Raw genomic sequence first — 24,154 nt, 5'->3', positions numbered from 1 at the left:
TTCCTGCTCCAGCAAAAAGCGCATGCCGGATCATACCGGCACGCGCTCAATGGATGGAGCTGATTCAGCTGTCTACTGAATGGAAATTTTCAAAGCGCACCAACGATAGCATGCGGCACGTAGTGCTCTTCCAGCCGGGCAATCTCTTCAGCTGTCAGCTGAAGGGATAACGCTCCCACCGCATCGGTAATATGCGACAGCTTCGTCGCCCCGATAATCGGCGCAGTGACCGGCTGTTTCTGCAGCAGCCAGGCCAGTGCAACATGGATGCGCGGAACTCCGCGCTCCGCCGCAATGGCAGCTACCTGCTCGACAATCAGGCGGTCCTTATCGGCTGTAGCATCGTATTTGGATCTCTGTACCTGATCCGTTTCCGAGCGCAGCGTAGATTCCGCCCAGTCCCGGGTTAGCCGGCCGGAAGCCAAGGGGCTGTAGGGGATGACCGCAATGCCCTCTTCCTTACAGAGCGGGAGCATCTCACGTTCCTCTTCACGATAGATGAGATTCAGATGGTTCTGCATGGAGACGAACCGGGTCCAGCCGTTCATATCAGCAACATGCAGCGCCTTCTGGAACTGCCAGGCATACATGGCGGAAGCGCCAATGTAGCGGGCTTTTCCCGCCTTCACCACATCATGCAGGGCTTCCATCGTTTCTTCAATCGGCGTAGTATAATCCCAGCGGTGAATCTGGTACAGATCAACGTAATCAGTTCCCAGCCGCTTCAGGCTGTGGTCGATCTCGCTCATAATCGCTTTGCGGGACAAGCCCCCGCCGTTCGGTCCGGTTCGCATAGGGAAGAATACTTTGGTCGCAATCACCACCTCATCCCTGGCAGTCATGTCCTTCAAAGCCCGTCCGAGCATTTCTTCACTCGTGCCGTCAGAATAGACATTGGCCGTATCGAAGAAATTAATGCCCAGGTCCAGTGCGGTACGGATCATCGTCCGGCTCTGCTCTTCATCCAGCACCCAAGGGTGCACCCAGCGCTTGGCATCGCCAAAGCTCATACAGCCCAGGCACAGTCTGGAGACATCAAGGCCGGTGTTGCCCATTTTTGTATAATCCATTCGCTTGTTCCCTGCTTTCCTGAGAATAGTGTATATATCAGTCTCTCTTATTGTGCAACAGATAATGGATTAGCGTTATCACAATAGTCGCGAATGATTGCCTAATCCTACCGTTCTCATTAACACTCCCGCCGGATATGCCCTATAATGAAACCATATGAACCTAAGGAGGCTCTCAAGTGACCGAAGCAATCGCAACGCAAAAGCTTGAGCTGTGCCGGCTGATTGAGCGGCATACCGGCCGGGACGGCGCTCATGAAACGGCCGTGCCTGCACTGCAATTCATCCGTTACTCCCAGGCGAGTGAGCCTGCTTACCGGGTGTATAACCCGTGTTTCTGCTTCATTACCCAAGGCGTGAAGGAGATTATGCTGGCTCAGGAGCATTTTGTATATACCTCTTCTGATTTCCTGGTGGCTTCAATGAACCTGCCGGTAGTGGGACAAGTGATTAAGGCGTCCCCGGAGGTTCCCTATTTAAGCTTCAAAATGGAATTCACGCAAAACCAGATTCTGGAGGTCCTCCATGAATCGCAGCTGCAGATTCTCCCCCGGGAGAATGCCCGGCGTGCCTTATTCGTCGGACACATCGACACGGATCTGCTGGATGCGCTTCTCCGTCTGGCGCGGTTACTCAATACTCCCAAAGACATCCCGTTCCTTGCCCCTCTATATACTAAGGAAATTCTGTATAAACTGCTGCAGGGACCATATGGAGTAACGCTGGCCCAGATTGCCATGGAAGGCAGCAGCACTTACCGGATCAGGGAAGCAATTGAGCAGATTGTCAGCCATAGCGAACAGGCTCTGCGGATCGACGAGCTGGCCGATATCGCCAATATGAGCGTCTCCGCATTCCACCGCAATTTCAAGGAAGTTACGGCTATGAGCCCGATCCAGTTCCAGAAGCAGCTGCGCCTGCAGGAGGCTCGCCGCCTGCTATTAGCCGAGTCTGCAGATGCAGCAGATGTTGCCTTCCGGGTCGGCTACGAGAGCGCCTCACAGTTCAGCCGGGAATATTCCCGTATGTTTGGCGCTCCCCCGCGGGCCGACATCAAGCGGTTGAAGGAACAATTTGAGCTTCCGGTACAGATTTGATACCTGCTTAGTCGAGTACAACCTGCTTAGTTGCAATATTCGCGCAGAATTCGCGGTCATGCTCCACGAACAGGATCGTCGGTGTATATTCCAGCAGCAGCTCCTCGATCTGCATCCGGGAGATGACATCGATGAAGTTCAGCGGCTCATCCCAGATGTGCAGATGCACCTGCTCGCTGAGGCTGGCGGCAATCAGCACCTTTTTCTTCTGCCCGCCGCTGTACGTGGACATATCCTTCTCGAATTGCAGCCGTGAGAAATCGAGCTTCCGCAGAATCGACTTGAACAGGCTCTCGTCGATCCCCTGCTCTCGCGCATAGTCACTCAGGCTGCCCTTGAGCTGCGAAGTATCCTGGGATACATAAGAGATAGACAATTGACTGTCCCGCGCGAAGTAACCGGTATAGCTTATGTCCTCGCCGCAGATCAGCTTCAGAATGCTTGATTTGCCTGAGCCGTTGCTGCCGGAGAGGGATATCCGGTCCCCCTGTTCCAGAGCGAAGCTAACACCGGAGCATACCGTTTTGTCGTCATAGCGGATCGACAGATCCTCCTCCAGCTCCACCAATTGCTGCTTATGATAAGGAAGCTGTGCAATCTTCAGACTGTCCGCGCTCTCCAGATTACGCAGCAGCTTCGACTTCTCCGCGATGGCGGATTCCTGCCGCTGCTGAATCGACTTGGCACGCTTCATCATCTTGGCGGCCTTGTGGCCGACGTAGCCTTTATCTAATTTGTTGCCGGAGCTCCGGGTGCCATTCTTAGATTTCTCGACTTCATGCGCCCAGCCGCCCGTTCTTTTGGCAGAGTCCGATAAGCGCTTGATGTCCTTCCGCAGCTTCTCATCCTCCGCCAGCTCGAACTGATCCTGTCTGGACTTATTCTCCCACCAGCTGCTGAAGTTGCCCTTCTGGATCTCAATATTGGTCTTGTTAATCGACAAGATATGGTCCACACAGTTATCGAGAAAAGCACGGTCATGCGACACCAGAATATACCCGCTCTTCGTACGCAGATAGTCACTGACCAGCTTCCGGCCCTTCGCATCCAGATGGTTCGTCGGCTCGTCTATGAGCAGGAACTGGTTCTCGCGCACGAACAGAGCGGCCAGCAGCACCTTCGTCTGCTCCCCGTTCGACAGCGATTCAAACGACCGGTAGAGCGTATCTTCGGACACCCGCAGCAGCGACAGCTCGCGCATGAGCTTCCAGTGCTCCATCTCCGGGTCGATCTCCTGCATGACATCCACGGTCAGAGCCGCAGGGTCAGCCACCGCAAACGGGAAATACTCGAAGCCCACCTGCGCGGATATCGTCCCGCTGTACTCATATTTGCCAAGCAGCAGGTTCAGGAAGGTTGTTTTGCCGCGGCCGTTGCGTCCGGTGAAGCCCAATTTCCAATCTGTATCCAGCTGAAAGCTCACATTCTCAAAAATATGTTCGTAAGTGCCCTCATAGGCAAAAGTCAGCTTGCTCACATTAATCAAAGACATACACGTATCCTCCTGTATTTACAAAAATAAAAGCTGCAAGAAGGTTCTCCTCCAGCAGCTCAAATAAACACAGCAAATCTGTTCCCCCGGACACTTACCTCCAGGCAGACTTGAATAAGGATATTTGGACCAGAGTGAAAAGAGGCAGACCCTTCCTGCATATCAACCATAAATTGCGCGCCACAAATAACGCTTGTTTATTGGTCACATTACGCAAGAAATGTCCGCACGATACTCTTCAACTCCAATCGCTTAATTAAGTGCATTTTAACACGAGTCTTCCCGGAGATCAACCCGTTAGTCAGATCACTCCGTGCTTCAGGAAGCAATTATATAGTCCATCGTTCTCAATAGAATCGGTAATATCATCGGCAATTGCTTTGAGCGGCTCGCGGGCATTGCCCATGGCAATCCCCACCTGGACATATTCCAGCATCTCCAGATCGTTAAGTCCGTCGCCAATCGCCATACTGTCCTCCAGGGGGATCTTCAAATGCTGCAGGACATCGGCAATAGCCGCAGCCTTATGAACACCAGGCATCATCAGCTCCCCGCTGTTCTCCCCGAAGATCGGGATGGAGCACTGAATTGCCGTGAAGCGATCCTGTAACTCCTTCTGAATCTGATCAAAGGGCAGGCTGCTCTCCAAGAAGCATATCTTATTAACGTCATCCAGATATAACTCCTCGTCCCCATAAGTTAGTGTTGCAATATAGGGATGGGGTGACTGCCGTTTTCTCTCCTGAGCCTCGGGGTCATTCAGCAAGTCTCCATAGATTCTGCGTTCCAGATGAGGCTGTAAATGGCGGCTGCCGTGAAGCGCCGTATTGGATTCCAGAATGAAATCGACCCCGTTCGCGTTAAAATAATCAATCAAATGCTTCGCATCCTCCGGGGTCACTTTTTTATGATAAAGCATTTCGCCACCGCTCTCCACATATCCGCCGGCCGCTCCAATCAGCCCGTCGAACCCGATCTCCCAGATATAATCATAGATTTCAGCCTTGGAGCGCCCGGTGCACAGGTACAGCAAATGCCCGTTCTTCCGTGCCTGCTGGCATGCCTGCACTGCCGATTCCGGGACTATTCCATTCTCCATGAGAAGCGTTCCGTCAATATCGATGAAAATAATCTTTCTGCTGGTCTGATTCATATCCTCTTCTCCCCTTTGTCTAGTCTTCCACTGAACTATAGGTTATGAAATGCGTTCCAAGTCAAGCGTTATTTCATATGGTTCGCCCGATTCATCCATTCCGGATCTGTCCAAATAAATAGGATAGATTGAACTAATGGCTTTTATGTTTTGGGATGTGCCGTGACTCCAGAGAAGTTTTGGACTTCCGGCCGCTGTTGTCAGCAGATTTCATGATTTATCCCGTTTTTAACGGTAGAAATCCGCAGACTGCTGATGCTGTAGATAGCGAGCTTTCCTACGGAAAGCTTTCAGGCGGTCGCTACCGCTCCTCCAGTTCCAAAATTCCCCTCCGCCACTTTTCCCTTAACTTAAATCCTTAAGTTCAATTTATATAGGCGTTGCAGAAAGCATCTTATCCCACAGGAGGTACATAATGAGAACATTACCAAATTATTTAGCAAAAACAGCAAGAGCGGTGCTGCTAGGTACAGCTCTGACTCTGGCATGCGGTACAGTGTTTGCAGGCGTTGGTGGACAGCCCGTAGCTGCAGCGTCGGCATCCACAGCTGATGCCCAGGCGGTCTACAACCAGTTCCGCAAATATACCAGCAATCCCGCAAGCCTCGCACAGGCACGCAAATATCTTATGAACCATATCTCCAAAGTTGGATCCTGGTACGGCACGGTAATGACCCTTCAATTGGAAAATGCCCAGAAGGCGGGGCTTGAGCGGTTCTCTGAGAAGCTATATACAGATGCTGTGCAAAAGGCACTAATGGACGCCCAAATTAACAACGATATGACCTATACGGAGATTCAAAAGCGGGTTAAAGCACCTGCGGTGCGCAAGCTGATGGAGGAAATCTGGGAGAAAGGCTACAAGCTGGAGACCAGCGAAGGTATGTATTACGCGGTTATGCATTATGAAGGTTTCAAGGTATTCAAACCCTATATCAGCAAGGATATCGCCGCGTATATTGATATCATGGCAACGGAGAGCAACAAGCCGTCTACCTTCGATGCGGGTATCGTGATCACTTGGGATGAATTGATCGGCAGAGCGGCCATCATGAGCGATTACGTCCAAGATTATCCGAAGTCGAACCGGACCGCGGCCATCCGCAATGAAATGTCTTATACGGTTCCACTAGTACTGCTCGGCTCGGATAACACCCCAGCCTACGATTACGACACGAATGAACTCGACCCTGAGCTGCGCCGGGCCTACGACCAAGCCCTGATGGAGGGGCCGGGTGACAATAAGGTGCTGAATATTCTGGCCCAGCTGATGCCGCTGCTCGATGCTGCCGGAAATAAAAAGAGCCCTGAGGTAGCAGCCTACCTGGATCAAGCGGTTAAGCAGTATACTGAGCTGTGAATGGTTAATGGGTATGGGTCAATAGGTAAGCAAAGTTGGTTTATGAAATATTGAATGTACAAAGAAATCGCTCCTTTGGGAATGGTTGGGTGGTACCTCCATTTACCAAAATGAGCGATTTCTTTGTTTGCTTTTTAAGGATGGAAGAATCAATTTTCGCTTAAACAGCGGAGCGGGCAGAATGATTGTGGAAAAGCGAAGCGTTCGCCTTTGTGTCCGGATTTTCACCGCTAAGGGGGAATAAAAGAAATCTGGACACAACAGCGATTGGAACAACGTTCTGTTTGCGGAGCGTTCACCCAAGTGCTCACGTTGATTCTAATCCAAAATAAAGAGCTATCCCAAGCAGCATTTCATGACTTTTGGGACAGCCCCCTTCGTATACAACAATCCTGCTACACCAAATCCTCTTCCTGCGCTCCAGTAATGACCGTAACAATGCTTGTGCGCAGTTGATCCGCATTCTTGGCCTGATAAGGATCGGCGGCGTAGATGACGGCATCGGCAATATAGCCTTCCGCAATCCGGCCCAGCTCATGTCCGCTTCCGAGAATCCCGGCTGCGTCTTCTGTAGCTGACCGCCACGCTTCCGCCCGGCTCAGGCCGTAGTCCAGCAGCGTGTCTAATTCCTGCAGGTTGTAGCCATGCAGCGCAGGCGTAGCATAATCGGTGCCGAAGCCCAGTCGCACCCCTGCCTCCCTGGCATATCCGAGCGCGATGGCGTGAGCATCGGCGGCCCGGGCGGCCCGTTCACAGATGAGCGGACTTAGCGCCAGCACTCCCTTCGGATCGGCGGCGATCCGGTAGATTGAAGTGGTCGGCACGTAAGCCACGCCGGATTCGGCAAGTCTCCCGGCCTGATCCCAGGTCATGAACATCCCGTGTTCAATAGATTCCACACCGGCCTGAATGGACCAGTCAATCGTCACCCCGCCCCAGGTATGCACCAATACCTTCTTCCCGTTCGCATGGGCATGACGGACGATGAAGGCGAATTCCTCCCCGGAGAAATTCGGCTCCGTAACCTTCTCGGTAGGTGCGCCAAGACCGCCGGTTGCCATGATTTTGACCCAGCCTGCCCCGGTCGCGTAGATCTCCGTCAGGCGGTTCTCCAGATGCTTAATCCCCTTGGCATCGGAAGCTCCCAGCATTTCACTGCTGGTCTCTACCCGCAGCGGCTGCTGGTAATACTTCACGAGATGCCGGATCGTGGCAGGCAGAATACCGCCGGCATCGCGGGCTGTAGTTACTCCCGTCCGCAAGGTAGCGGCGAAGGCCTCCGCCTGCATGACCTCAATCTCGCGGGAGTCCCGGCGGAGCTGGTCGTCATGGTCGAAGTCGGTCCAGGCCAGATGGGTGTGCAGATCCAGAATGCCCGGACTGATCCATAGCTGCTGCTGCCTGGAGCCTTCCGCCTGTCCCGGCTGCAAACCCGCTTCTGCCACTGAGGTGAACCGCCCGTTCGTAATCTCGATATCGAAGCGTTTCCCTTGGATACCTGCAATATGGATTCCAGTGTATGCCTGAAATTGCGGCTGCTTGAGGATCATTCCGCTTCCCCCCAGACCTGGCGGACGGCCTGCACTGCCGGTTCAGCATCCAGCTTCAGCAGTCTGGCCAGCGTCTGCACCGCTGCTTCGACACTCTCCCGGCTGGCATTCGTTCCGAAATGATTGATCCGCAGCAATTGACCGAATAATTCTCCGTCCCCGGGAGCAACGATACCGATAGGCTGCTTGATCAGCAAAAGCGGCTGCTCATCTATCCGAACAGTCGTAGTCAGCGTAGAATAATGTCTGCTGTCCTTCTGCCAAGGCGCAAGCCCAAGCTCCGAGATCCCGGCGACAGCAGAGACCGCTGCCCGTTGATGCCGCTGGATAACCTGTGAAAGTCCCTCTTCGGCAACAGCCTCCAGGGCTTCGATTAGAGCTCTGGCTTCCAGGACCGGGATATTCGGCGGGACGCGGAGCGGCGCTGCTCCGTCCGGGGACGGCTGCAGATCCAGCAAGGACAGAATGGAATTGCGCGGAGCCCGTTCGTTCGACTCCAGGAAGGCCCAGCCGCGGGGAGAAATACTGACCGCGCTGATTCCGTTAGGACCGGCGAGCGCTTTTTGCGCACCCATTACAGCGAAATCCACCGCCCACTCATCCACAGACAGCGCCTCTCCCCCGACAGCCGACACGGAATCCGTTACCGTAATCAGGTCATGCCTGCGGGCCAGCTTGAAGATCTCCTCCGCAGGGTTCGAGCCGCCTGTAACCACCTCTGCCTGTACCAAAGAAATCGCAACCGGCTGATGCTTCTCAATCGCTGCGGCCACCTCCTCTACTGTAACCACCTGGTCGAAGGGAACCTTCACTTCCTTAACGGTAGCCCCGCCGCGCGTAAGCCATTCCCCGAACAAGCTGCCGTAAGGTCCGGTCACTACGTTCAGAATCGTACGTCCCGGCGCAGCAATTCCTGCTGCTACCGCCTCAATGCCTAGAATCGCCTCCCCCGGAATGATTACCGGAGGATGCTGTGTCCCTAATAGCCGGGATAGCTGCTGTGTTAATGTGTCCAGTTCAGATAGCGTGAGTGGTACGAATCCTGTAATTTGACGGTTCATATAATCCTCCTGATGGTATGAATGTTCAATATTGCGGCATCTTGGGCACCGCAGACAATAGCTCCCGGCTGTATTCATGCTGGGGCCGGACGAAGAATTCATCCTTCGAATTCACCTCGACCAGCTGCCCCTGGCGCATCACAGCGACGGTATCGCTGACGGCATGAATGACTCCCAGATCATGGGAGATGAACAGCATCGTCAGATTAAGCTCGGCTTGCAGCGTATGGAATAGCTCCAGCACGCTGCGCTGCACTGAGACATCCAGTGCGCTGGTAGGCTCATCGGCGATCAGCAGACTAGGCTCCACGCTAAGCGCGCGGGCAATGGCGATCCGCTGGCGCTGACCTCCGGAGAATTCATGCGGATATCTGTCCAGAGATTTGGCATCCAGCTGCACCCGGCTAAGCAGCTCCTTACTTCTGCGCTCAACCTGCGAACGCTCTACAATCCGGTGGAACAGCAAGGCTTCCGCCAGAATCTGCCGGACAGTATGCCGAGGATTCAGCGAAGAATCCGGGTTCTGAAAGATCATCTGAATCTGTTTATGCTGCGCCTTGCTCCGCTTCTTGCCTAACGGCTCCGCACCCAGCAGAAGCTGTCCTTCATCCGGAGTGATCAGTCCGGCAATGACCCGGGCCAGCGTAGACTTCCCGGAGCCGGACTCACCGACAAGCCCCAGTGTGGTATGCCGCGCAAGCTCCAGCCGGATCTGATCGAGGGCGGTGAACCCGCCATAACGGACGGTTACATCCTGCACCTGCAGTGCTACTTCCATGAGATCCCGCCTCCTTCCAGCTCCGGCAGAGGAAGCACCGAATCCATTAACATCTGTGTATAAGCCTCAGCCGGATGCCGCAGCAGGCTATTCGTCTCGCCTTGCTCAATGATCCGGCCCTGCTTCATTACAACCAGTCTGGAGCAGAGATTGGCGGCAATCGCCAGGTTGTGGGTCACAAAGACCATAGCGAAGCCCAGCTCCTGCTGCAGACTCGTAATCGTATCTATAATCTGGCGCTGAACCGTCACATCCAGCGCAGTGGTCGGCTCATCACAGAGCAGAATGCCCGGCTTGCAGGCCAGCGCCAGAGCAATGACGACACGCTGGCACTGGCCGCCGGAGAGCTGCCCCGGGTAGCGGTCTTTTGTCTTCAGCGACGCTGGAAGACCCAGCCGCTCAAGCAGTTCCAGGGCGATGCGCCGCGCAGCCTTCAGACTGGTTCTCTGTCTGTAATAGACAACCTCGGTCAGCTGCTTCACTACCGGACAGAGCGGGTCCAGGGCCCCTCTGGGGTCCTGGAACACCATGGCACTGCTTACCTTGCTGCGGACCTCTCCCCCGGTCTGCTCCACACCGCGCGGAAGCAAGCCGAGAATGGCCCGCAGTGTCAGCGATTTGCCGGAGCCGGATTCGCCGACTAGTCCCAGGCTTTCGCCGCGTTCAAGGGAGAAGCTGATGCTGTTGACCAGAATTTCTGTGGACGGGGCCGCGAGTGTCAATTCTTCGAGTTCAAGTACAGGTTGTGTTGTCATCCTTTTCTCCTCCAGATATCGGCCAGTCCGTCTCCCAGGAGAGACAACGCAATTCCCGTATACACGACTGCGAAGCCGGGAACCGCCGACAGCCACCAGGCTGTGGTAATGAAGGGCTGTCCGTCTGCGATCATCGTTCCCCAATCCGGCGTAGGCGGGGCAATCCCTATTCCCAGATAACCTAGCGTAACAATGGCTACCAGGAGTCCTATCATATCCGTCATCAGCACGACAACGGCTTGCGGCAATACATTCGGCAGAAGATGGCGCAGAAGGATGCGGTATCCGGGCAGACCAAGCGTCTGCGCCGAGGCGATCCATTCCTGCTTCCGGAAGGAAGCGCTAAGTCCTCTGACCACACGGGCGAATACAATCCAGCCTACCAGAATGAAGGTGATATAGATTCCGCGCCCCCCTGCCCCGCTGGCGAAGGCCACGATAATGACGATCAGATAGAACGGGAAAGCAATAAAAGTGTCCGTGATCAGCGATATAATTCTATCGGTCCATTTGCCATAGTACCCCGAGATCATGCCCAGCATGACGCCCGTGCAGAACGGAATCATCTCAGCCAGCACCATGATCGTCAGATCCGTCCGGGCGGCATAGAGCAGTCTGGTGAACAAATCACGGCCAAGCTGGTCGGTACCGAGCCAGTGGGCTGCGGAAGGCGGCTGAAGGAAGGCGCTCAGATTCTGCTCCGTCGGGTTGTAGGGACTTAAGTAAGGGATGAATATAGCGAGCAATATAAGTACCGCGAACATAATGATCCCGATCAGCAGTGACGGGGTATTAAGTACTCTTCGGAGTCCACTTGCGGGCTTCCCGAGGTCCGGCAGGGTTGTATCTATCTGTGTAGTATTCATGATTTCCCCTTCGTTCTGGGATCAAGCCACCCGGAGATAATTTCGATTAGCAGACTGATAATCACAACAGCCAGCGCACAATAGAGCGCAATCCCCTGAATCACCGGAAAATCTCTATTCGAGATGGAGGTGAACAGCAGGCTGCCGATCCCCTTGATCCCGAAGACCTGCTCCACAACGAGCGTTCCCCCGATCAGGTAGGACACATTGACTCCCAGCAGCATTAGGGTCGGCAATGCCGAATTGCGCAGCACATGCTTGAACAGGATGACTCTGGACGGGATTCCAGCTGCACGGAGAGTGACCACGAATTCGGATTCCAGCACCTCCAGCATTTGCGCACGCAGCGAGCGGACCAGCGTAGGAATCTGTGAAAAAGCAATCGTGACCGCCGGAAGCACCAGACTATGGAGAGTACCCGACCATCCCTCCCCGATTCCCCCTACGGGGAACCAGCCCAGCCGCACACTAAAGAACAGAATGAACAGAATCCCAACCCAGAAGACCGGCATCCCGAGGGTGACCGCTGGAATAATGCGGATCAGATGGTCGAGCAGCTTGTCCTTGTGGGTGGCAGCAACCGTTGCCAGCAGAAGGGCTACAATTACCGCAAGCACCGAAGCAATTACAATCAGCAATAGTGTGACCGGAGCACGCTCTGCAATCAGCTCTCTTGACGAGGTACCGGCAATAATAGAGTTTCCGGTATCTCCCTGAGTGAACAGCAGCTTCACGAACCGGGTGAACTGATCCCATAAGGAGAGATCCAGTCCCAGTGTGTGGTGCATATTCTTAAGCGCTTCAGGTGTGCTGTATTCACCGAGAATCATTTTGGCGGGGTCGCCGGGTACAATTCGGATCAGGAAAAAGACCGCCGTCATTACGCAGAGGATAACAAGTAAGGCTCTTACAAGGGCTAAAGCCAGCCACTTGTAAGAACCGTTGTTTCCAGCTGCACCGCTTAGGGTCAGCTTGGATTTCATCATTTAGCTAGTCGGACATCTTCCAGACGGATGCTGCCGTTAGGCAGAACCACAAGTCCGTCTACAGAAGACCGCGCGCCGATCAGGATATCCGGATAGTACAGCGGAATGTAAGGAACTTCATCGGCAAGCGTCTGTAAAAGCTCGGTGTAGATCGTAGCCCGTCCTTCACCATCAGCTGTCTTCTGGCCTTCATACAGCAGCTTGGTTACCTTCTCATTCGTGTAATGCGTCCAGTACGATTTGCTGAAGCCTTCCGGGTCGGTCTGGAACGCCAAGATCGAGTTCGCTTCCGGGGAATCCGCCTGACCGCTGTTCAGCATCGCCGCGAAATCATAAGCGAAAAAGCGTTCGCGGAAGGTAGCCAGCTCCACCGATTCAATCTCAATCTTGATCCCGATCGCCTGACCGGCGGCCTGGATAATCTGGGCTTCCTGAGCCCGGGTGCTGTTGCCGGAAGCAACCAGCAGCTTGGTGGAGAACCCGTCAGGGAAGGCCGATTTGGCCAGCTCTGCCTTGGCTGCCGCCGGATCGAAGCTCAGTGCCTTGATCTTATCATTGGCATTGTAAGGAATCGTAGTTGGCAGCAGCGAAGTCGCAGTCTGTGCATAGCCGAAGGTCAAGGCCTTGGTCAGTCCGTCACGGTCAAGCGCCAGTGCCAGTGCCCGGCGGACATGCACATCGGAGAAGTGCTTATCCAGTGTGTTGAAGAAGAGCTGTTCTGTCACCCAGCTGCCGTTCGTTACTACTGTGGTGTCTGCACCGTCCTTGATCTCGCCCGCATTCTGTAGTGACAGGGCTTCAACTGCATTCACTGCCCCGGCTTTAAGCTGGTTAATGGCCTGACTGTCGTCCTGGATCAGCTTATAGACGAGCTTGTCGATATAAGGCTTACCTTCCTTCCAGTAGTTAGTATTCTTGGTGAAGGTCACATCACCTGCCGGGTCCCATGTCTCGATCACGAATGGCCCGGTCCCTACCGGCTTCTTGAAGAATTCCTCTTCGCTCACTCCGCCGAAGTTATTCGGGATGATCCCGTTCGAGAAGTTCGATAACTCCGAGATGAACGGGGTGTAGGGTTCTTTTAGCGTGATTACGAGTGTCTTCTCATCCTGTGCCTTCACCGTATCTACCTTGGCCGAGATGGCCAGGGGACCGCCAACCTTCAGATGCCGCTGGAGGGAGAATACCGCATCCTCTGCGGTCACCGGCGTACCGTTCGAGAACTTCAGGCCGTCGCGGAGTACGAACGTATAAGTTAAGCCGTCTTCGCTGATCGTATGCGAGGCTGCGAGCTGATCCGTAATTTCACCCTTGCTGTCAAAAGCAACCAGTGACTCAAACACTTTATCAATCGCGAATGCGTTATTCGATGTAATCTGGTTATGCAGATCAAACGACGTTACGGAAGCCGGGCGGCCATACACGAAGGTGCCTCCAGTTACAGGCTCTGTTGTGCTTGCACTTTCTGTTGCCGCTGGAGCCGTACTGGCCTTAGCCCCATTATTGGAATCCGCAGGATTGGCAGACCCGGAGCAGCCGGCAAGCAGCGATACGAACAATACCGCAAGTGTGCCCAGCCCTGCTGTTTTTCTCATAGAAGCTTTTAAATTAATCACGTGTGATCCACCCTTCCTATAAATCATATATGTTTAGTATGGATTGTATTATGGATCAGACCTTCACTTCTGTCAAACAAAAATTCATCCGGCAAGCCGAATTGAATCATAATGTTCCAATGAAGGAAATGTATTCGTAATCATCCGCCCGTTATGGCTCTCTGAAGGCTATAATCGTCCAGCTCCAGATCAGGCTCTCTGCCGAGCGCCAGCTTCGCCAGCTGATAACCGATATACGGCCCCATCGTAAGTCCTGAGGCTCCCAGACCATTGGCCGCAAGGACTCCGCTCCACCCGGGGACCGCCCCTATGACCGGCAGAAATCCAGGAGTGAACGGACGGAAGCCGACCCTCACTTCACTATAAGTACCGTCCGCCAGTCCAGGCGCTACTTCCAGTCCTTTAGTCAGAATCTCCTGCATCCCGCCGGCGGTCACACTGGTATTATATCCTTCTACGTCATTCTCATGAGTAGCTCCGATAACAATCTGCTGCCGGGCAAAAGCGAGCAGATATTGATCGCTTGGCGGGATCACCACCGGCCAGACTTCCGTATCTTGATGGTCAGATACCTGCAAATGCATGATCTGTCCCTTCTGGTAGCTCACCTTAAAGTCCATGCCCAGCGGCCGGAGCAGCGGGTTCGCCCATGCGCCTGCACAGATAATAACTTCATCCGCCGGATAATAGTGTCCTCCTGCGTTGACTCCGGTGACCCGGCCCGGTTCAAAGGCAAGCGCAGCGTCACCGCTAATCATGACCGCCCCCTGCTGCTGCGCAGAATGAAGCAGAGCGTCCCGCAAAGCGCGGCCATCCACTCGGGCAGCTCCACTAATATGAACCGAGGCATATCCTTCCGCCAGCAGCGGGAAGCGTTCACGGGTCTGCCCTGCGCTAAGCCGCGTGATGACTCCGATCTCCGGGGCATCTGCCAGCCGCATCCGTACCCGCTCTTCTATTCTGTCAAGCTTGCTCTCATCCGTATGTATACTAAGCGCTCCAACCCTGGCATAACCGGTATGCGCTTCGCCGCCTTCCTTAAGCTGGCTAATCAGCTCAGGATAGAACCGCGCCCCCGCCTTCGCCAGCCGGTACCAGGCCTGATTGCGCCGCTGCGACAGCCAGGGACAGATGATGCCTGCTGCTGCATCCGTAGCTTGTCCAGGGTCTTGACGGTCTATAATCAGCACCTCTGCGCCCATCACTGCTAACTGGTAAGCTGCCGAGGCTCCGAGAATCCCTGCTCCGATCACGATGACTTTCTTCATCTGTAACTCCTTTCTGGATGTGTACATCCCCTTGTGTTAGTGGATAGGGTTCTGTGCAAGGAATTCAAGAATCGTATCGTTCACCAGAATGGGCTGTTCCCTTAACATATGCGGGCGGTGCCCTGCTCCCTGAACGATCAGCGTCCTTGCATCCGTAAGCAGGGAAGCGAGCTTCACCGTTCTATCCTCTCCCGCGAACGGGTCATGTTCCCCTGAAATTAGCAGTGCCGGGCAGGTTATACTGCCCAGTTGCTCCTCCGTGAGATCCGGGTATCTGATCCAGTCCTGCACCGTTTGCCGCAGATAGTATTGCCAATTCCCCTGATGGGCCTCCTGATGCCTCTCGATCATCTGATTAATGAAGGCTTGCTGCTGATTCGCCAGCAGCTGTTCAGGCTCGTATTCTCCGGCTCCAGCCGGTTCACAGAATCCGCTGGTTCCAATCGTAGTAAGCGTAGCAATCCGTCCCGGATGATTCACCGCCAGGTACAGCCCTACGCCCGCGCCCATACTATATCCAATAAGATGTGCCCGTTCAATGTTCATCCTATCCATGAATCCGGCCACATCCTCAGCTATTCGTGGAGTAGACCAGTCCAGATCCCGGCAGCGGGTCCTGCCATGCCCTCTAAGATCAGGGAAGTAACAACTGTAATGGCTCTGGAAGTCCAGAACCTGGCTCCCGAAGGCCAGCATGCTGCGGGAATAATGACTGTGCAGGAAGATTACCGGTTCTCCGGTGCCCATCTGTTCATAGAACATTTCAAGATCGTGTACCTGTATGTATGGCATAATACCCCTCCCTCTCAACTTCTAGCAACAATTGATTGCTTAACGGGCTACAAACTACTAGCTCATGAGATTTCAACTTATGAAAATTACTTTAACTAATCGCTGCTGAGGGTTTACTCCACCCCAATTAGGATGCAAAGGGTAGGCTTAAATGCAATTTATACAACTAAAACGTCTGATGCGCCGCCAAATCTCCGTTTAGTTGTATTTCGTGCAAATAAAATGCTTCTCTACCTGGATTTTCGCCCATCCCGGCAAATATAGTTGTACAAAATACACTTAGAAGAGGAAAGCCTTTCGTTTCCCTGTTTTTAGTTGTACAAAATACACTTATCGCTAATGATTCGCTACGAACAGAATGGATTCTTCCTCCGCCCACCCCAATATCAGCTCGTTCATGCTCAGACTTTAACACCCCTGAGGTTCATTCTTACAGTGTTAAAGCTGATACTGTCTACTCTCAGCTTACCACAGGTCGTCCATCAGAAGTAGTAACCCGCCCCCACTCAACAAGTGGAAACGAAACTAAAAACCCCCGGAATACCATTCCGGGGGAAGTTTGCAGCCCATCTCATTATAGATTCAGTTCTCTGATCCGCTCCGCAAGCTTAGGGAACACGCGGAGTGAATTATTATAAAAGACATCCTCATGATAAGCTTCCGGCACCAGGTGCTTCACGAAGGGAATGTAGGCGTCCAGCGGGACCAGCGGCCAGTCGGTGCCGAAGACCAGCCGGTCGTATTTCTCGGCGAACACCAGCGCCCGGCGGAAATGATCGGTATAGGTCTGCTCGGTCAGCAGCCGGTCCACCTTGGCCTGATCGCCGACAATCCAGCCGGATAGATCTGTGTACAGGTTAGGGTTCTTCTCCAGCAGGGCTGCGGTGTCCATCACCCAAGGATCGCCCAGGTGGCAGAGCATGAAGGTAATCTCCCGGTGCTTCAGGAAGGTCTCCTCCATGGACAGCGGATGGGAATACTTCAACAATCCCTGGTCCGCATAAGTCAATCCTCCATGAATGACCACCGGGAGGCCGTAAGCGGCAGCCAGCTTATAGACCGGATCATAGATCTCATCCCCCACATTTAAGTGGTAATACCCGGCGTACAGCTTGATGCCAACGACATCGGAGCGCTGCAGCGATTGCTCCAGTGCTTCAAGCTGCCCCTCCAGATGAAGGGTAAGCGGATTAATGCCCACGCAGGTGAACAGATTGTCCGGCAGTGTCTCGCTCAGGTCAAGCAGCATAGGATTCAGGGCAGCGGAATCGGGAAAAGCTCCGGCAACCGTCTCGGTCACTCCCATGCCGACACCGGCAATGACACCGCTGCGGCGGAACTCCTCCTGGAGTCCCTTGCCGGTATAATCGATATGCGCCAAGGTCTGCGCCGTTTCGTGGAAAGCTGCAATATTGGAATAATGCACATGTGCGTCAATGATTTTCATAGAAGCTTCCTTTCTCTGACTCACTTCTTGAACCGGATCGACAGCAGATCGCCATAGGCCTGCTCAGGTACCTGGAGATCCGAGATCAGATAGAATTGCGGCTTGCTGAACTGCTCTTTGCCATCCTGCAGATGCAGGTACTCTTCCGCATACGATAATATTGCAACAGCATTAACCATAAGAGAAGGTGAGGAATCAGGTGCTGCAATTAACGTCAAGCGTTGCTTCCGCTCCTCAGAACCCAGTTGCAGAAGCCCATTTGAACTTTTAGCTCCTGACTGTATTCTCCCTGCCTTATATACCAGCTCTTGACCCTTGCTGTTCTTCAGATATCCTCTTCCATCCTGTATGCCTGAGGCGGCAGTATAGAAGGTTGAAGTCTCAAGCTTCAATGGGCATAGCGGGCCGCCTGTATTCTGCTCCACATGTACCGTAGAGGCAAGCACCGGAACGCCTGGCAGCAGCATGTAATATTGATGCAGTACGAGTCCTTTGTATTTATCATTCTTCTGAATGGTGACGCTCATCCGGATACCCGACCAGCGGTTCCCCTTATTATCGTTCAGTTCGGCGAAATCATCCGTTAACGGCTCCTCCATGAAGCTGCGCAAGGCAATGTCGCCCACACTGGTTACGATTCCGCCCACCCAAGGATTCCACCAGGATTTCGCTATAGGCTGCGGAAAAGAAGATTCCAGCCATTCCTCGCCCTGATAGGCAAGCGAGAATAATCCTGGTGCAAAGTCAGGGCTGGCCTGTATCCGCAGTATCCCGTTGTCTACAGCCAGTACCTGCGCCCCTTCTGCTACAAGTCTCTCCTGCCGGACACGTTCATCCGCGACAGGCAAGACCAGGAAGGATTGATCCTGCACATAACTGTCCATATCCAGATGCAGGGTCAGCACATCCGGGGCAGCGCCTGCCGGTACTGTCAGCGGCAGAGCCGCTTCTCTGAGCTTCTCTTCCTCTTGAACCGTTAACCGCGCTTCCTCCATGCTGCCTGCTTCGGAAGAGATCCGAATCTCACCCACCAGATAGCTCTTCTTCTGCTCCTGAAGGAGAAGCTTAGTCTCTCCGCTTATGAACGGATTCCCATTATTCAGGCTCAGCTCCAGCTGCTCTGTAGTGGTCAGTTCCTCAGCATTGCTGTTACCGCTTTGCAGCGCATAAGCACGGAAATCCTGCCAATGGTCCCAGGTTCCCAGAGCGATCCGCAGCGGCTGCGTTTCCTTCTGCCCGCCGGCGGGAATCCGTCCCAGAGAATGCTCCACAGCATGCATCCACGAGTCCTGAATCAGCTTAAGCTCTGACGGCCAGCTAATCCCTCTGGAGAAGCCTTCATCCGCAGCGAACATCCAGTTCTCCGTGAATTCCTGCGCTTCCCAGTAATCCATGCCGGAGGCTTCAACCCCTGCGCTCAGATCTATATATTGGCCGCGGTAAGGGATGACGCCTCCATGCAGGTTGAAGCGGAAGCTGTCCCTCAGGAACAGTTCTTCCTCCTGAACGGTAGCCTGCGGGTTGTCGATTCTGAAATAACGGGAGACTATACCGTTGCTGAACAGCTTCACAACCATCGTCAGCAGCAAGCCCTTCCGGATGCCGACCTCATAAGTGGCCTCAAGCACGATAGCCTCTTGATCCCTGGAGATCTTCACATCCAGCGCTGAGAATTTTTTGAATTCATTCGTATAAGGCAGTCCAAGCTTCGGATAAGGCAGGTTCATGAGGTATTTACGGTTCTCAAAAAAAGTAAGCCAATGGTTCGTTTTGTTCAGAACGGCGGAGTAGCGGCCATTGCTGATGATCCAGTCCTTATCGGTCGGGCCGCCGAAGACCGTCTCTGCTCCGGTGAAGACCAGGCTCAGCTCCTGCTCCAGTATAGCTGAATCCGCTCCTTCTTCTGTACTGCGGATGCTCACCGAATGGTGCCAAATTCCGTACCCAAGCAGCCGGGCCGCTGCGGTAACGGTCCTCCGGCTCTTGGCAGGAACCTCAACGGTGTAATGCTTTTGACTGAACGACAGAATCTCGTCCTCCGGCAGCTCGAAGCTGAACACGGTGTCCTTGCTGTACTCATTCTCCACCGTCACATCCAGCTCCACCTCTTCGCCCGCGAAAAGCGTTCTGTCCGGTACCTGGAGCTTCACCTTGACCGGGAACTTTGGCTTAATGCCCAGCTTGAATACGGCAGGCAGGCCGTTAATGAGCAGTTCTGCCTCCACCACAGGATGGGTCTGATAGAGATCCTGCTCCTCCTCCACCGGATGGATGAAGAAGCGGCCTTCGATCCGCGCCTCGGATTCGATATCCTGAGCAGCTTCCAGCTCCAAGCGGATTTGCGCATTGCTTTTACCGCTAATCTGGAGCGACAAGGGCTTCCCGCTTTTATTAACGGCTTCATAAATGACAGGGTATTCCGCTCCAAACGGCAGCTCATGCTGCGCAGGAATCGTTACCTGTATCCGGTAATCCTCCGTCTCAATGAGGCGCAGGCCGCGACCTGTCCGCTCATATTCCATTTTCAGCGACAGGCCATCCTTCAGCCATTCATATGTAAAATAGTCGAAGCCGTTTTCCCCATGACCATCAGGCTCCACCTTGATCTCACGGATGCTGTCGTTATACCAGTCTATCTTCTCGAAATAAGACTTCACCGCTCCAGTCTGGAGCACCGAGGGAATGAAGTTCATCAGATGAGTCGTGTCATCCCGGTTCTCCCAGAAGAACCCACTTTTCTTATACGTAGGCACCGCCTTGACATTACCGGGCCACGTATAGAGATCCAGCCGCGGCCAGCCCAGCTTAATCGTCTCTTCAATCGAACGCCTTACCAGCGCCTTGCCCACCTTGCGTCCATGGTAATCCGGTCTCACGTTGAGCAGAGCGATATAGAGCGCCCCGGTATCCTCTTTATAGTGAGAGAAGCTGCAGTATCCGATGACCTCTGAGCCGCTTACCGCCAGGAACAACTTGAGCATGGGGCTGTTCTCGTGTTCCCGCAGCACACTTTCCTCTGTCCGGTACGCGCCGTCTCCGCCCCAGCTCTCTGCGCTTCTGTTCCACATCTCGGCAATGGAAGCGGCATGCTTAGCCGGCACATATTCTTCAATCTCGATCTCTTGTAATTCGGGCATTACAGTCATACCTCCTCGGATCGCTATAATTCCTAGCTTCATAGCAATAAATACTACTTGCAGTATATAACAGAACGTTAAGCCGCTGTAAGTTCCTGTTTGATTATAAAAGATTATTACTTAACTCAAGCAAAGGTTAGCCTCGAACCGATCAGATAACCGATCGAGACAAACAGGAGTGACCAGATAAAGGCACCAGCCAGGGTGACCATTAAGTATTTTCGGAAGGACATGGCACTGATGCCGGAGATGTAGCTTGTCACATGCCGGATGCCCGGAACAAAATAAGCGATGAATATCGTCCAGTTGCCGAACCGGAAAAACCAGCGTTTGACATAGGCGAACCTTTTGGGCGTCAGGCCTACCCATTTCCCGTACCGGTCCACGACAGGCTGCCCCACTCGGAGACCGATGGTATAGCTGATCAGCATGCCTGTAATCGAACCTATGAAACAGACCAGAACCGAAAGTGAAAAATCCAGCACCATGGTAGAGGATAGATAGCCAACGAACAGCGTCAGCAGCTCATCGGGAACGGGAAGTCCGACAAGCCCCAGCGCCAGCAGCGCGAATATAGCTATATAACCGTATTGTGAGATCATCTCGATGACCCATGGCATGAACAATCACTTCCTGTTACCGAATTTTTTGAACGAAGGGAACGGAACCCTGCTTATCATCAGTATAGACAACAGTCCCATAATTAAAATGACCATTTCCGGCTTCAACCGCTCACCTATAAGTGTGGTCATCGACAGAAGCAATCCGGCTGCCGTAATCGGCATGCCCACGAAGCCCTTGGAAGGAGCCGAGATATTGAATCTGGCCAGCCGCAGCGCCCCGCAGATCAGGAATGCGACCGCAGCGACAGGTCCGACCCACTGCACGTTCTCCAGCCGGTATAACAGAATTAGGAAGGCGGGAGCGATGCCAAAAGAAATAATATCCGCCAAAGAGTCCAGTTGTTTGCCGAAATCACTGGTGCAATGCAGCATCCGGGCGAGCAGTCCGTCCATAACATCGCATATCGCAGCCAGCAGTATCATTAATAAAGCAAGATCATAACGTTCTTCAATCGTGAATAGCAGGGAAATTGATCCGAAGCCCAGGTTTCCCAGTGTGCACATTGAAGGCAGCCAGCTCCATTTCATGCTGTTCACTCCTTTCCTGACAAGTTAGTAATGGGCGGCTCAGCCTCCAAAGGTTACACTAAAACAGACGCCGTCCGAGGTGTTTATCACTGCATACCGGCAGCCATGCATATCTAAAATCTGCTTCGCAATGGATAATCCGAGTCCGGTCCCGCCCGTCAGACGGCTGCGTGAAGCCTCGATCCGGTAGAACCGCTCCCAGATATGCGCCAGCTGATCCTCGGGGATTCGCTCCCCTTTGTTGTGTATGGTGAACAGCAGCTTCTTGGGTGAACTCTCCAAGGTGACGGTTATCGTACTGCCCTCTTCCGCATGACGGATTGCGTTGGTCAGCAGATTGCTGAGCACCTGTTCAATCCATGTAGCATCCGCATATACGGGCAATTCATTCGCCGGAATAATGACCACATCCAGCTGCTTATTCTGGAGGGAATGCACCAGTTTATCGGTCACCTTCTCCGTCATTTCGCTCAGCATGAAGGAGCTTTTGCGCAGCTTGATCGTGCCGGACTCCAGCCGGGCCAGGTCCAGCATATCTTTTACCAGGAACTCCATCTTGTCGGCCTCTTCGATAATGACCTTGATGTAATGATCCTGCTTGCCGGCGCTCACCCCATCCTCCAGACCCTCGGCGAAGCCCTTGATAATGCTAAGCGGCGTCTTCAGCTCATGGGAGGCACTGGCAAAAAAGTCCTGCTGCATCTGCTCCAGCTTCTTCTTCTGCTCCATCTCCTCCACCAGCTGCTGATTCGTCTCCCGGAGCTCGCCCAGTGCAGTGTCCAGACTTTGGGACAAGGTGAACATGCTTCTGGACAGATTGCCCAGCTCATCCTTCTGGCGGATGGAGGCATGGCCGGTGAAATCGAGCGCTACCATTCGTTTGGCCGTATTATTGAGCTTGATCAAGGGCCGGGTCACCATCTTGGAATAGAACAGCGAGAGGACCAGAATCAGCACGAACCCGCCAAGCCCTAAGTATAAAAAGAACCAGCGCAGCGCTTCATTGGAATCCTTAACATCCTGCAGCGAGGTCACTGAGAACAACAGCTCAATCTCCCCGCTGGCCTGCTTCACGGGCAGAATCATCACGGAATTGCGGATACCGCTCCAGGGAGCCGTCCACTCTTCCTTGACCATATTCAGCTTGCCTAGGCTCTCCAGCTGCCCCGTATTTAACGGGAACCAGTCCTCGATGGCCTCGAAAAGGATGCCCTGGCGCGGGTTCCATATTTTCAGATCCGGCAGGACCAGCTCGGTAATCGTCCCGGTAATGCTTGTGTTGCCCAGCTCCGCCTCCTCGCCTACCGGCTGGAACCCCTGTTTGATAATCGTGAGCGGGAAAAACTGATTGCCGAGGTCATTCTCCCCAGTGACAAGCTCTCCCTGGATGGTAACCCGATCATTCTCTTTCAAATGGGCCGACCGGAGCATATCCCCGAACTGATTCATGAACAGGGACATGGGGATCACCTGAGTCTGGCCTTTATCGTCAATCAGCTTCATGCGGAACGGATCTTCCGACTTCATCCGCCCGTCCAGCTTCAGAATGACCATCTGTGTCTTATTGCGCAGCATGAACCGGACCAGCTCGCGGGAAGTGCGGGTTCTGCCCCAGGCTTCTTTGGTGTAGCTTGTCCCGAAGCTCTTAAGATGCTTCTCTACACGGGACTCCTTCTGCGTCTGGTAGAAGCGGTCGAACAGCAGGAACTGGCTGAGGATTACCATCCCGTAGAAACAGACGAAGAAGATCACGGTCATCACGAACAGCTTGAAGGTAATTCCCCATCTTTTCATTCTTCATCCTCGAATCTATAGCCGGTTCCAATGACTGTGCGGATGTGGCGGGATTCATACCCCAGCTTGCTGCGCAGTTTCTTGATATGGCTGTCCACGACCCGGGAGTCCCCCTCGAATTCAATTCCCCACACCCGGCTGAGGATGGTATCCCGCGAGACCACATGGCCCTTGTTGCGGATCAGCAGCCACAGGAGATCATATTCCTTCGGGGTTAGCTCGACATCGGCGCCTTCCACCTCTAGACGGTGCGCCATGGCGTTGAAGATGGCCGAGCCGAATCTCACTACCCCGGATTCTGGCTGATGTGCGCCTTCAACCCGTTTCATCAACGCGGCAGCCCGGGCCACCAGCACCTTGGGACTGAATGGTTTGGTTACATAATCATCGGCTCCCAGCTCGAAGCCGTGTATTTTGTCGTCATCGGCGGATTTGGCGGTCAGCAGAATGATCGGGGTCGCCGATTTCTTGCGGATCTCCCGGCATACCTGAAATCCGTCCATTTTGGGCATCATAATATCCAGAATCAGCAGATCCGGCTCAAGCGAATCGAACCACAGGAGCGCGTCCTGCCCATTATCGGCTTCGCGCACCTCCCAGCCGTCCTGTATGAAGTAATCCGACACCAGCTCACGGATACGCAGCTCGTCTTCGACAAGCAGTAACTTTTTCTTCAATGTACTCCCTGCTTTCAACCCGTTTATACCTCTCAGCATAGTCGAGTGTTATGTCCTTTATGTGTCCTGTTGTGAAATTGGCTGAAAATTAAGTGGAAAGTGTG

20 protein-coding genes are annotated in these 24,154 nt (G+C 53.6%); 2 read left to right on the top strand and 18 right to left on the bottom strand.

Annotated features, from left to right (window positions below):
• Nucleotides 1–89: 89 nt before the first annotated feature.
• Entirely contained in the window at nucleotides 90–1,070 is a 981-nt protein-coding gene (locus NST69_RS14230; RefSeq protein ID WP_342549706.1) for an aldo/keto reductase, read from the bottom strand.
• Between the two features lie 179 nt (nucleotides 1,071–1,249).
• Here NST69_RS14230 and NST69_RS14225 point away from each other — a divergent pair, with 179 nt between their 5' ends.
• Nucleotides 1,250–2,167 (top strand): AraC family transcriptional regulator, encoded by a 918-nt coding sequence (locus tag NST69_RS14225; RefSeq protein ID WP_340953024.1) that lies wholly within the window; start codon nucleotides 1,250–1,252, stop codon nucleotides 2,165–2,167.
• A gap of 7 nt (nucleotides 2,168–2,174) precedes the next feature.
• Here the strand turns inward: NST69_RS14225 and NST69_RS14220 are convergent, their stop codons facing one another.
• Both NST69_RS14220 and NST69_RS14215 read right to left on the bottom strand, forming a co-directional pair.
• Entirely contained in the window at nucleotides 2,175–3,659 is a 1,485-nt protein-coding gene (locus NST69_RS14220; protein WP_342549705.1) for an Lsa family ABC-F type ribosomal protection protein, read from the bottom strand.
• 301 nt (nucleotides 3,660–3,960) lie between these two features.
• Nucleotides 3,961–4,812 carry an HAD family hydrolase gene (locus tag NST69_RS14215; protein ID WP_342549704.1) on the bottom strand — a complete coding sequence of 284 codons (852 nt, stop codon included), beginning with the start codon at nucleotides 4,810–4,812 and terminating at the stop codon, nucleotides 3,961–3,963.
• Nucleotides 4,813–5,227: 415 nt separating this feature from the next.
• On the opposite strand from NST69_RS14215, the gene NST69_RS14210 reads away from it, so the two are divergent.
• A complete protein-coding gene (locus NST69_RS14210) occupies nucleotides 5,228–6,172 on the top strand; it encodes a hypothetical protein (RefSeq protein ID WP_342549703.1) in 945 nt (314 codons plus the stop codon).
• Nucleotides 6,173–6,567: 395 nt separating this feature from the next.
• Here the strand turns inward: NST69_RS14210 and NST69_RS14205 are convergent, their stop codons facing one another.
• From NST69_RS14205 to NST69_RS14135, 15 genes are all read right to left on the bottom strand, one after another.
• Nucleotides 6,568–7,722 carry an amidohydrolase family protein gene (locus NST69_RS14205; RefSeq protein ID WP_342549701.1) on the bottom strand — a complete coding sequence of 385 codons (1,155 nt, stop codon included), beginning with the start codon at nucleotides 7,720–7,722 and terminating at the stop codon, nucleotides 6,568–6,570.
• A complete protein-coding gene (locus tag NST69_RS14200; RefSeq protein WP_342549700.1) occupies nucleotides 7,719–8,783 on the bottom strand; it encodes an aminotransferase class V-fold PLP-dependent enzyme in 1,065 nt (354 codons plus the stop codon). Before NST69_RS14200 ends, NST69_RS14205 begins: the two co-directional genes overlap by 4 nt.
• A gap of 25 nt (nucleotides 8,784–8,808) precedes the next feature.
• Nucleotides 8,809–9,561 carry an ATP-binding cassette domain-containing protein gene (locus tag NST69_RS14195; protein ID WP_342549699.1) on the bottom strand — a complete coding sequence of 251 codons (753 nt, stop codon included), beginning with the start codon at nucleotides 9,559–9,561 and terminating at the stop codon, nucleotides 8,809–8,811.
• Nucleotides 9,552–10,316, bottom strand: coding sequence for an ABC transporter ATP-binding protein (locus NST69_RS14190; RefSeq protein WP_342549698.1), 765 nt, complete (start codon nucleotides 10,314–10,316; stop codon nucleotides 9,552–9,554). The genes NST69_RS14195 and NST69_RS14190 overlap by 10 nt, the downstream gene beginning before the upstream one ends.
• A complete protein-coding gene (locus NST69_RS14185) occupies nucleotides 10,313–11,182 on the bottom strand; it encodes an ABC transporter permease (RefSeq protein ID WP_342549696.1) in 870 nt (289 codons plus the stop codon). Before NST69_RS14185 ends, NST69_RS14190 begins: the two co-directional genes overlap by 4 nt.
• Nucleotides 11,179–12,168: an ABC transporter permease gene (locus NST69_RS14180; protein ID WP_342549694.1), complete on the bottom strand. Its 990-nt coding sequence runs from the start codon at nucleotides 12,166–12,168 to the stop codon at nucleotides 11,179–11,181. Before NST69_RS14180 ends, NST69_RS14185 begins: the two co-directional genes overlap by 4 nt.
• The gene (locus NST69_RS14175) at nucleotides 12,165–13,784 is read right to left on the bottom strand and encodes an ABC transporter substrate-binding protein (RefSeq protein WP_342549692.1); all 1,620 of its coding nucleotides are present in this window, start codon (nucleotides 13,782–13,784) and stop codon (nucleotides 12,165–12,167) included. The genes NST69_RS14180 and NST69_RS14175 overlap by 4 nt, the downstream gene beginning before the upstream one ends.
• 140 nt (nucleotides 13,785–13,924) lie before the next feature.
• Nucleotides 13,925–15,052 (bottom strand): FAD-dependent oxidoreductase, encoded by a 1,128-nt coding sequence (locus NST69_RS14170; RefSeq protein WP_342549690.1) that lies wholly within the window; start codon nucleotides 15,050–15,052, stop codon nucleotides 13,925–13,927.
• A 36-nt stretch (nucleotides 15,053–15,088) separates the two neighbouring features.
• Nucleotides 15,089–15,844, bottom strand: coding sequence for an alpha/beta hydrolase (locus NST69_RS14165; RefSeq protein WP_342549689.1), 756 nt, complete (start codon nucleotides 15,842–15,844; stop codon nucleotides 15,089–15,091).
• 574 nt (nucleotides 15,845–16,418) lie between these two features.
• Nucleotides 16,419–17,291, bottom strand: coding sequence for an amidohydrolase family protein (locus tag NST69_RS14160; RefSeq protein ID WP_342549687.1), 873 nt, complete (start codon nucleotides 17,289–17,291; stop codon nucleotides 16,419–16,421).
• Between the two features lie 20 nt (nucleotides 17,292–17,311).
• The gene (locus tag NST69_RS14155; protein ID WP_342549685.1) at nucleotides 17,312–20,428 is read right to left on the bottom strand and encodes a GNAT family N-acetyltransferase; all 3,117 of its coding nucleotides are present in this window, start codon (nucleotides 20,426–20,428) and stop codon (nucleotides 17,312–17,314) included.
• Between the two features lie 125 nt (nucleotides 20,429–20,553).
• Nucleotides 20,554–21,048, bottom strand: a complete 495-nt coding sequence (locus tag NST69_RS14150; protein ID WP_036728489.1) for a DedA family protein — start codon at nucleotides 21,046–21,048, stop codon at nucleotides 20,554–20,556.
• Nucleotides 21,049–21,054: 6 nt separating this feature from the next.
• Nucleotides 21,055–21,579 carry a CDP-diacylglycerol--serine O-phosphatidyltransferase gene (gene pssA, locus NST69_RS14145; protein ID WP_076075653.1) on the bottom strand — a complete coding sequence of 175 codons (525 nt, stop codon included), beginning with the start codon at nucleotides 21,577–21,579 and terminating at the stop codon, nucleotides 21,055–21,057.
• Nucleotides 21,580–21,618: 39 nt separating this feature from the next.
• Nucleotides 21,619–23,373, bottom strand: coding sequence for a HAMP domain-containing sensor histidine kinase (locus NST69_RS14140; RefSeq protein ID WP_342549683.1), 1,755 nt, complete (start codon nucleotides 23,371–23,373; stop codon nucleotides 21,619–21,621).
• Nucleotides 23,370–24,050: a response regulator transcription factor gene (locus NST69_RS14135; protein ID WP_342549682.1), complete on the bottom strand. Its 681-nt coding sequence runs from the start codon at nucleotides 24,048–24,050 to the stop codon at nucleotides 23,370–23,372. The genes NST69_RS14140 and NST69_RS14135 overlap by 4 nt, the downstream gene beginning before the upstream one ends.
• Nucleotides 24,051–24,154: the final 104 nt, after the last annotated feature.

Source organism: Paenibacillus sp. FSL P2-0089 (genome assembly GCF_038595095.1).
Lineage (GTDB): Bacteria > Bacillota > Bacilli > Paenibacillales > Paenibacillaceae > Paenibacillus_AQ > Paenibacillus_AQ silagei.
Note: the sequence above shows the minus strand (reverse complement) of the source record. Positions and strands in the feature narration are given on the sequence as shown.

Coding starts and splice junctions, on each gene's coding strand:
- NST69_RS14230 (WP_342549706.1), bottom strand. CDS start 1,070: ATGGATTATACAAAAATGGGCAACACCGGCCTTGATGTCTCCAGACTG.
- NST69_RS14220 (WP_342549705.1), bottom strand. CDS start 3,659: ATGTCTTTGATTAATGTGAGCAAGCTGACTTTTGCCTATGAGGGCACT.
- NST69_RS14215 (WP_342549704.1), bottom strand. CDS start 4,812: ATGAATCAGACCAGCAGAAAGATTATTTTCATCGATATTGACGGAACG.
- NST69_RS14210 (WP_342549703.1), top strand. CDS start 5,228: ATGAGAACATTACCAAATTATTTAGCAAAAACAGCAAGAGCGGTGCTG.
- NST69_RS14205 (WP_342549701.1), bottom strand. CDS start 7,722: ATGATCCTCAAGCAGCCGCAATTTCAGGCATACACTGGAATCCATATT.
- NST69_RS14200 (WP_342549700.1), bottom strand. CDS start 8,783: ATGAACCGTCAAATTACAGGATTCGTACCACTCACGCTATCTGAACTG.
- NST69_RS14195 (WP_342549699.1), bottom strand. CDS start 9,561: ATGGAAGTAGCACTGCAGGTGCAGGATGTAACCGTCCGTTATGGCGGG.
- NST69_RS14190 (WP_342549698.1), bottom strand. CDS start 10,316: ATGACAACACAACCTGTACTTGAACTCGAAGAATTGACACTCGCGGCC.
- NST69_RS14185 (WP_342549696.1), bottom strand. CDS start 11,182: ATGAATACTACACAGATAGATACAACCCTGCCGGACCTCGGGAAGCCC.
- NST69_RS14180 (WP_342549694.1), bottom strand. CDS start 12,168: ATGATGAAATCCAAGCTGACCCTAAGCGGTGCAGCTGGAAACAACGGT.
- NST69_RS14170 (WP_342549690.1), bottom strand. CDS start 15,052: ATGAAGAAAGTCATCGTGATCGGAGCAGGGATTCTCGGAGCCTCGGCA.
- NST69_RS14165 (WP_342549689.1), bottom strand. CDS start 15,844: ATGCCATACATACAGGTACACGATCTTGAAATGTTCTATGAACAGATG.
- NST69_RS14160 (WP_342549687.1), bottom strand. CDS start 17,291: ATGAAAATCATTGACGCACATGTGCATTATTCCAATATTGCAGCTTTC.
- NST69_RS14155 (WP_342549685.1), bottom strand. CDS start 20,428: ATGCCCGAATTACAAGAGATCGAGATTGAAGAATATGTGCCGGCTAAG.
- NST69_RS14150 (WP_036728489.1), bottom strand. CDS start 21,048: ATGCCATGGGTCATCGAGATGATCTCACAATACGGTTATATAGCTATA.
- pssA (WP_076075653.1), bottom strand. CDS start 21,579: ATGAAATGGAGCTGGCTGCCTTCAATGTGCACACTGGGAAACCTGGGC.
- NST69_RS14140 (WP_342549683.1), bottom strand. CDS start 23,373: ATGAAAAGATGGGGAATTACCTTCAAGCTGTTCGTGATGACCGTGATC.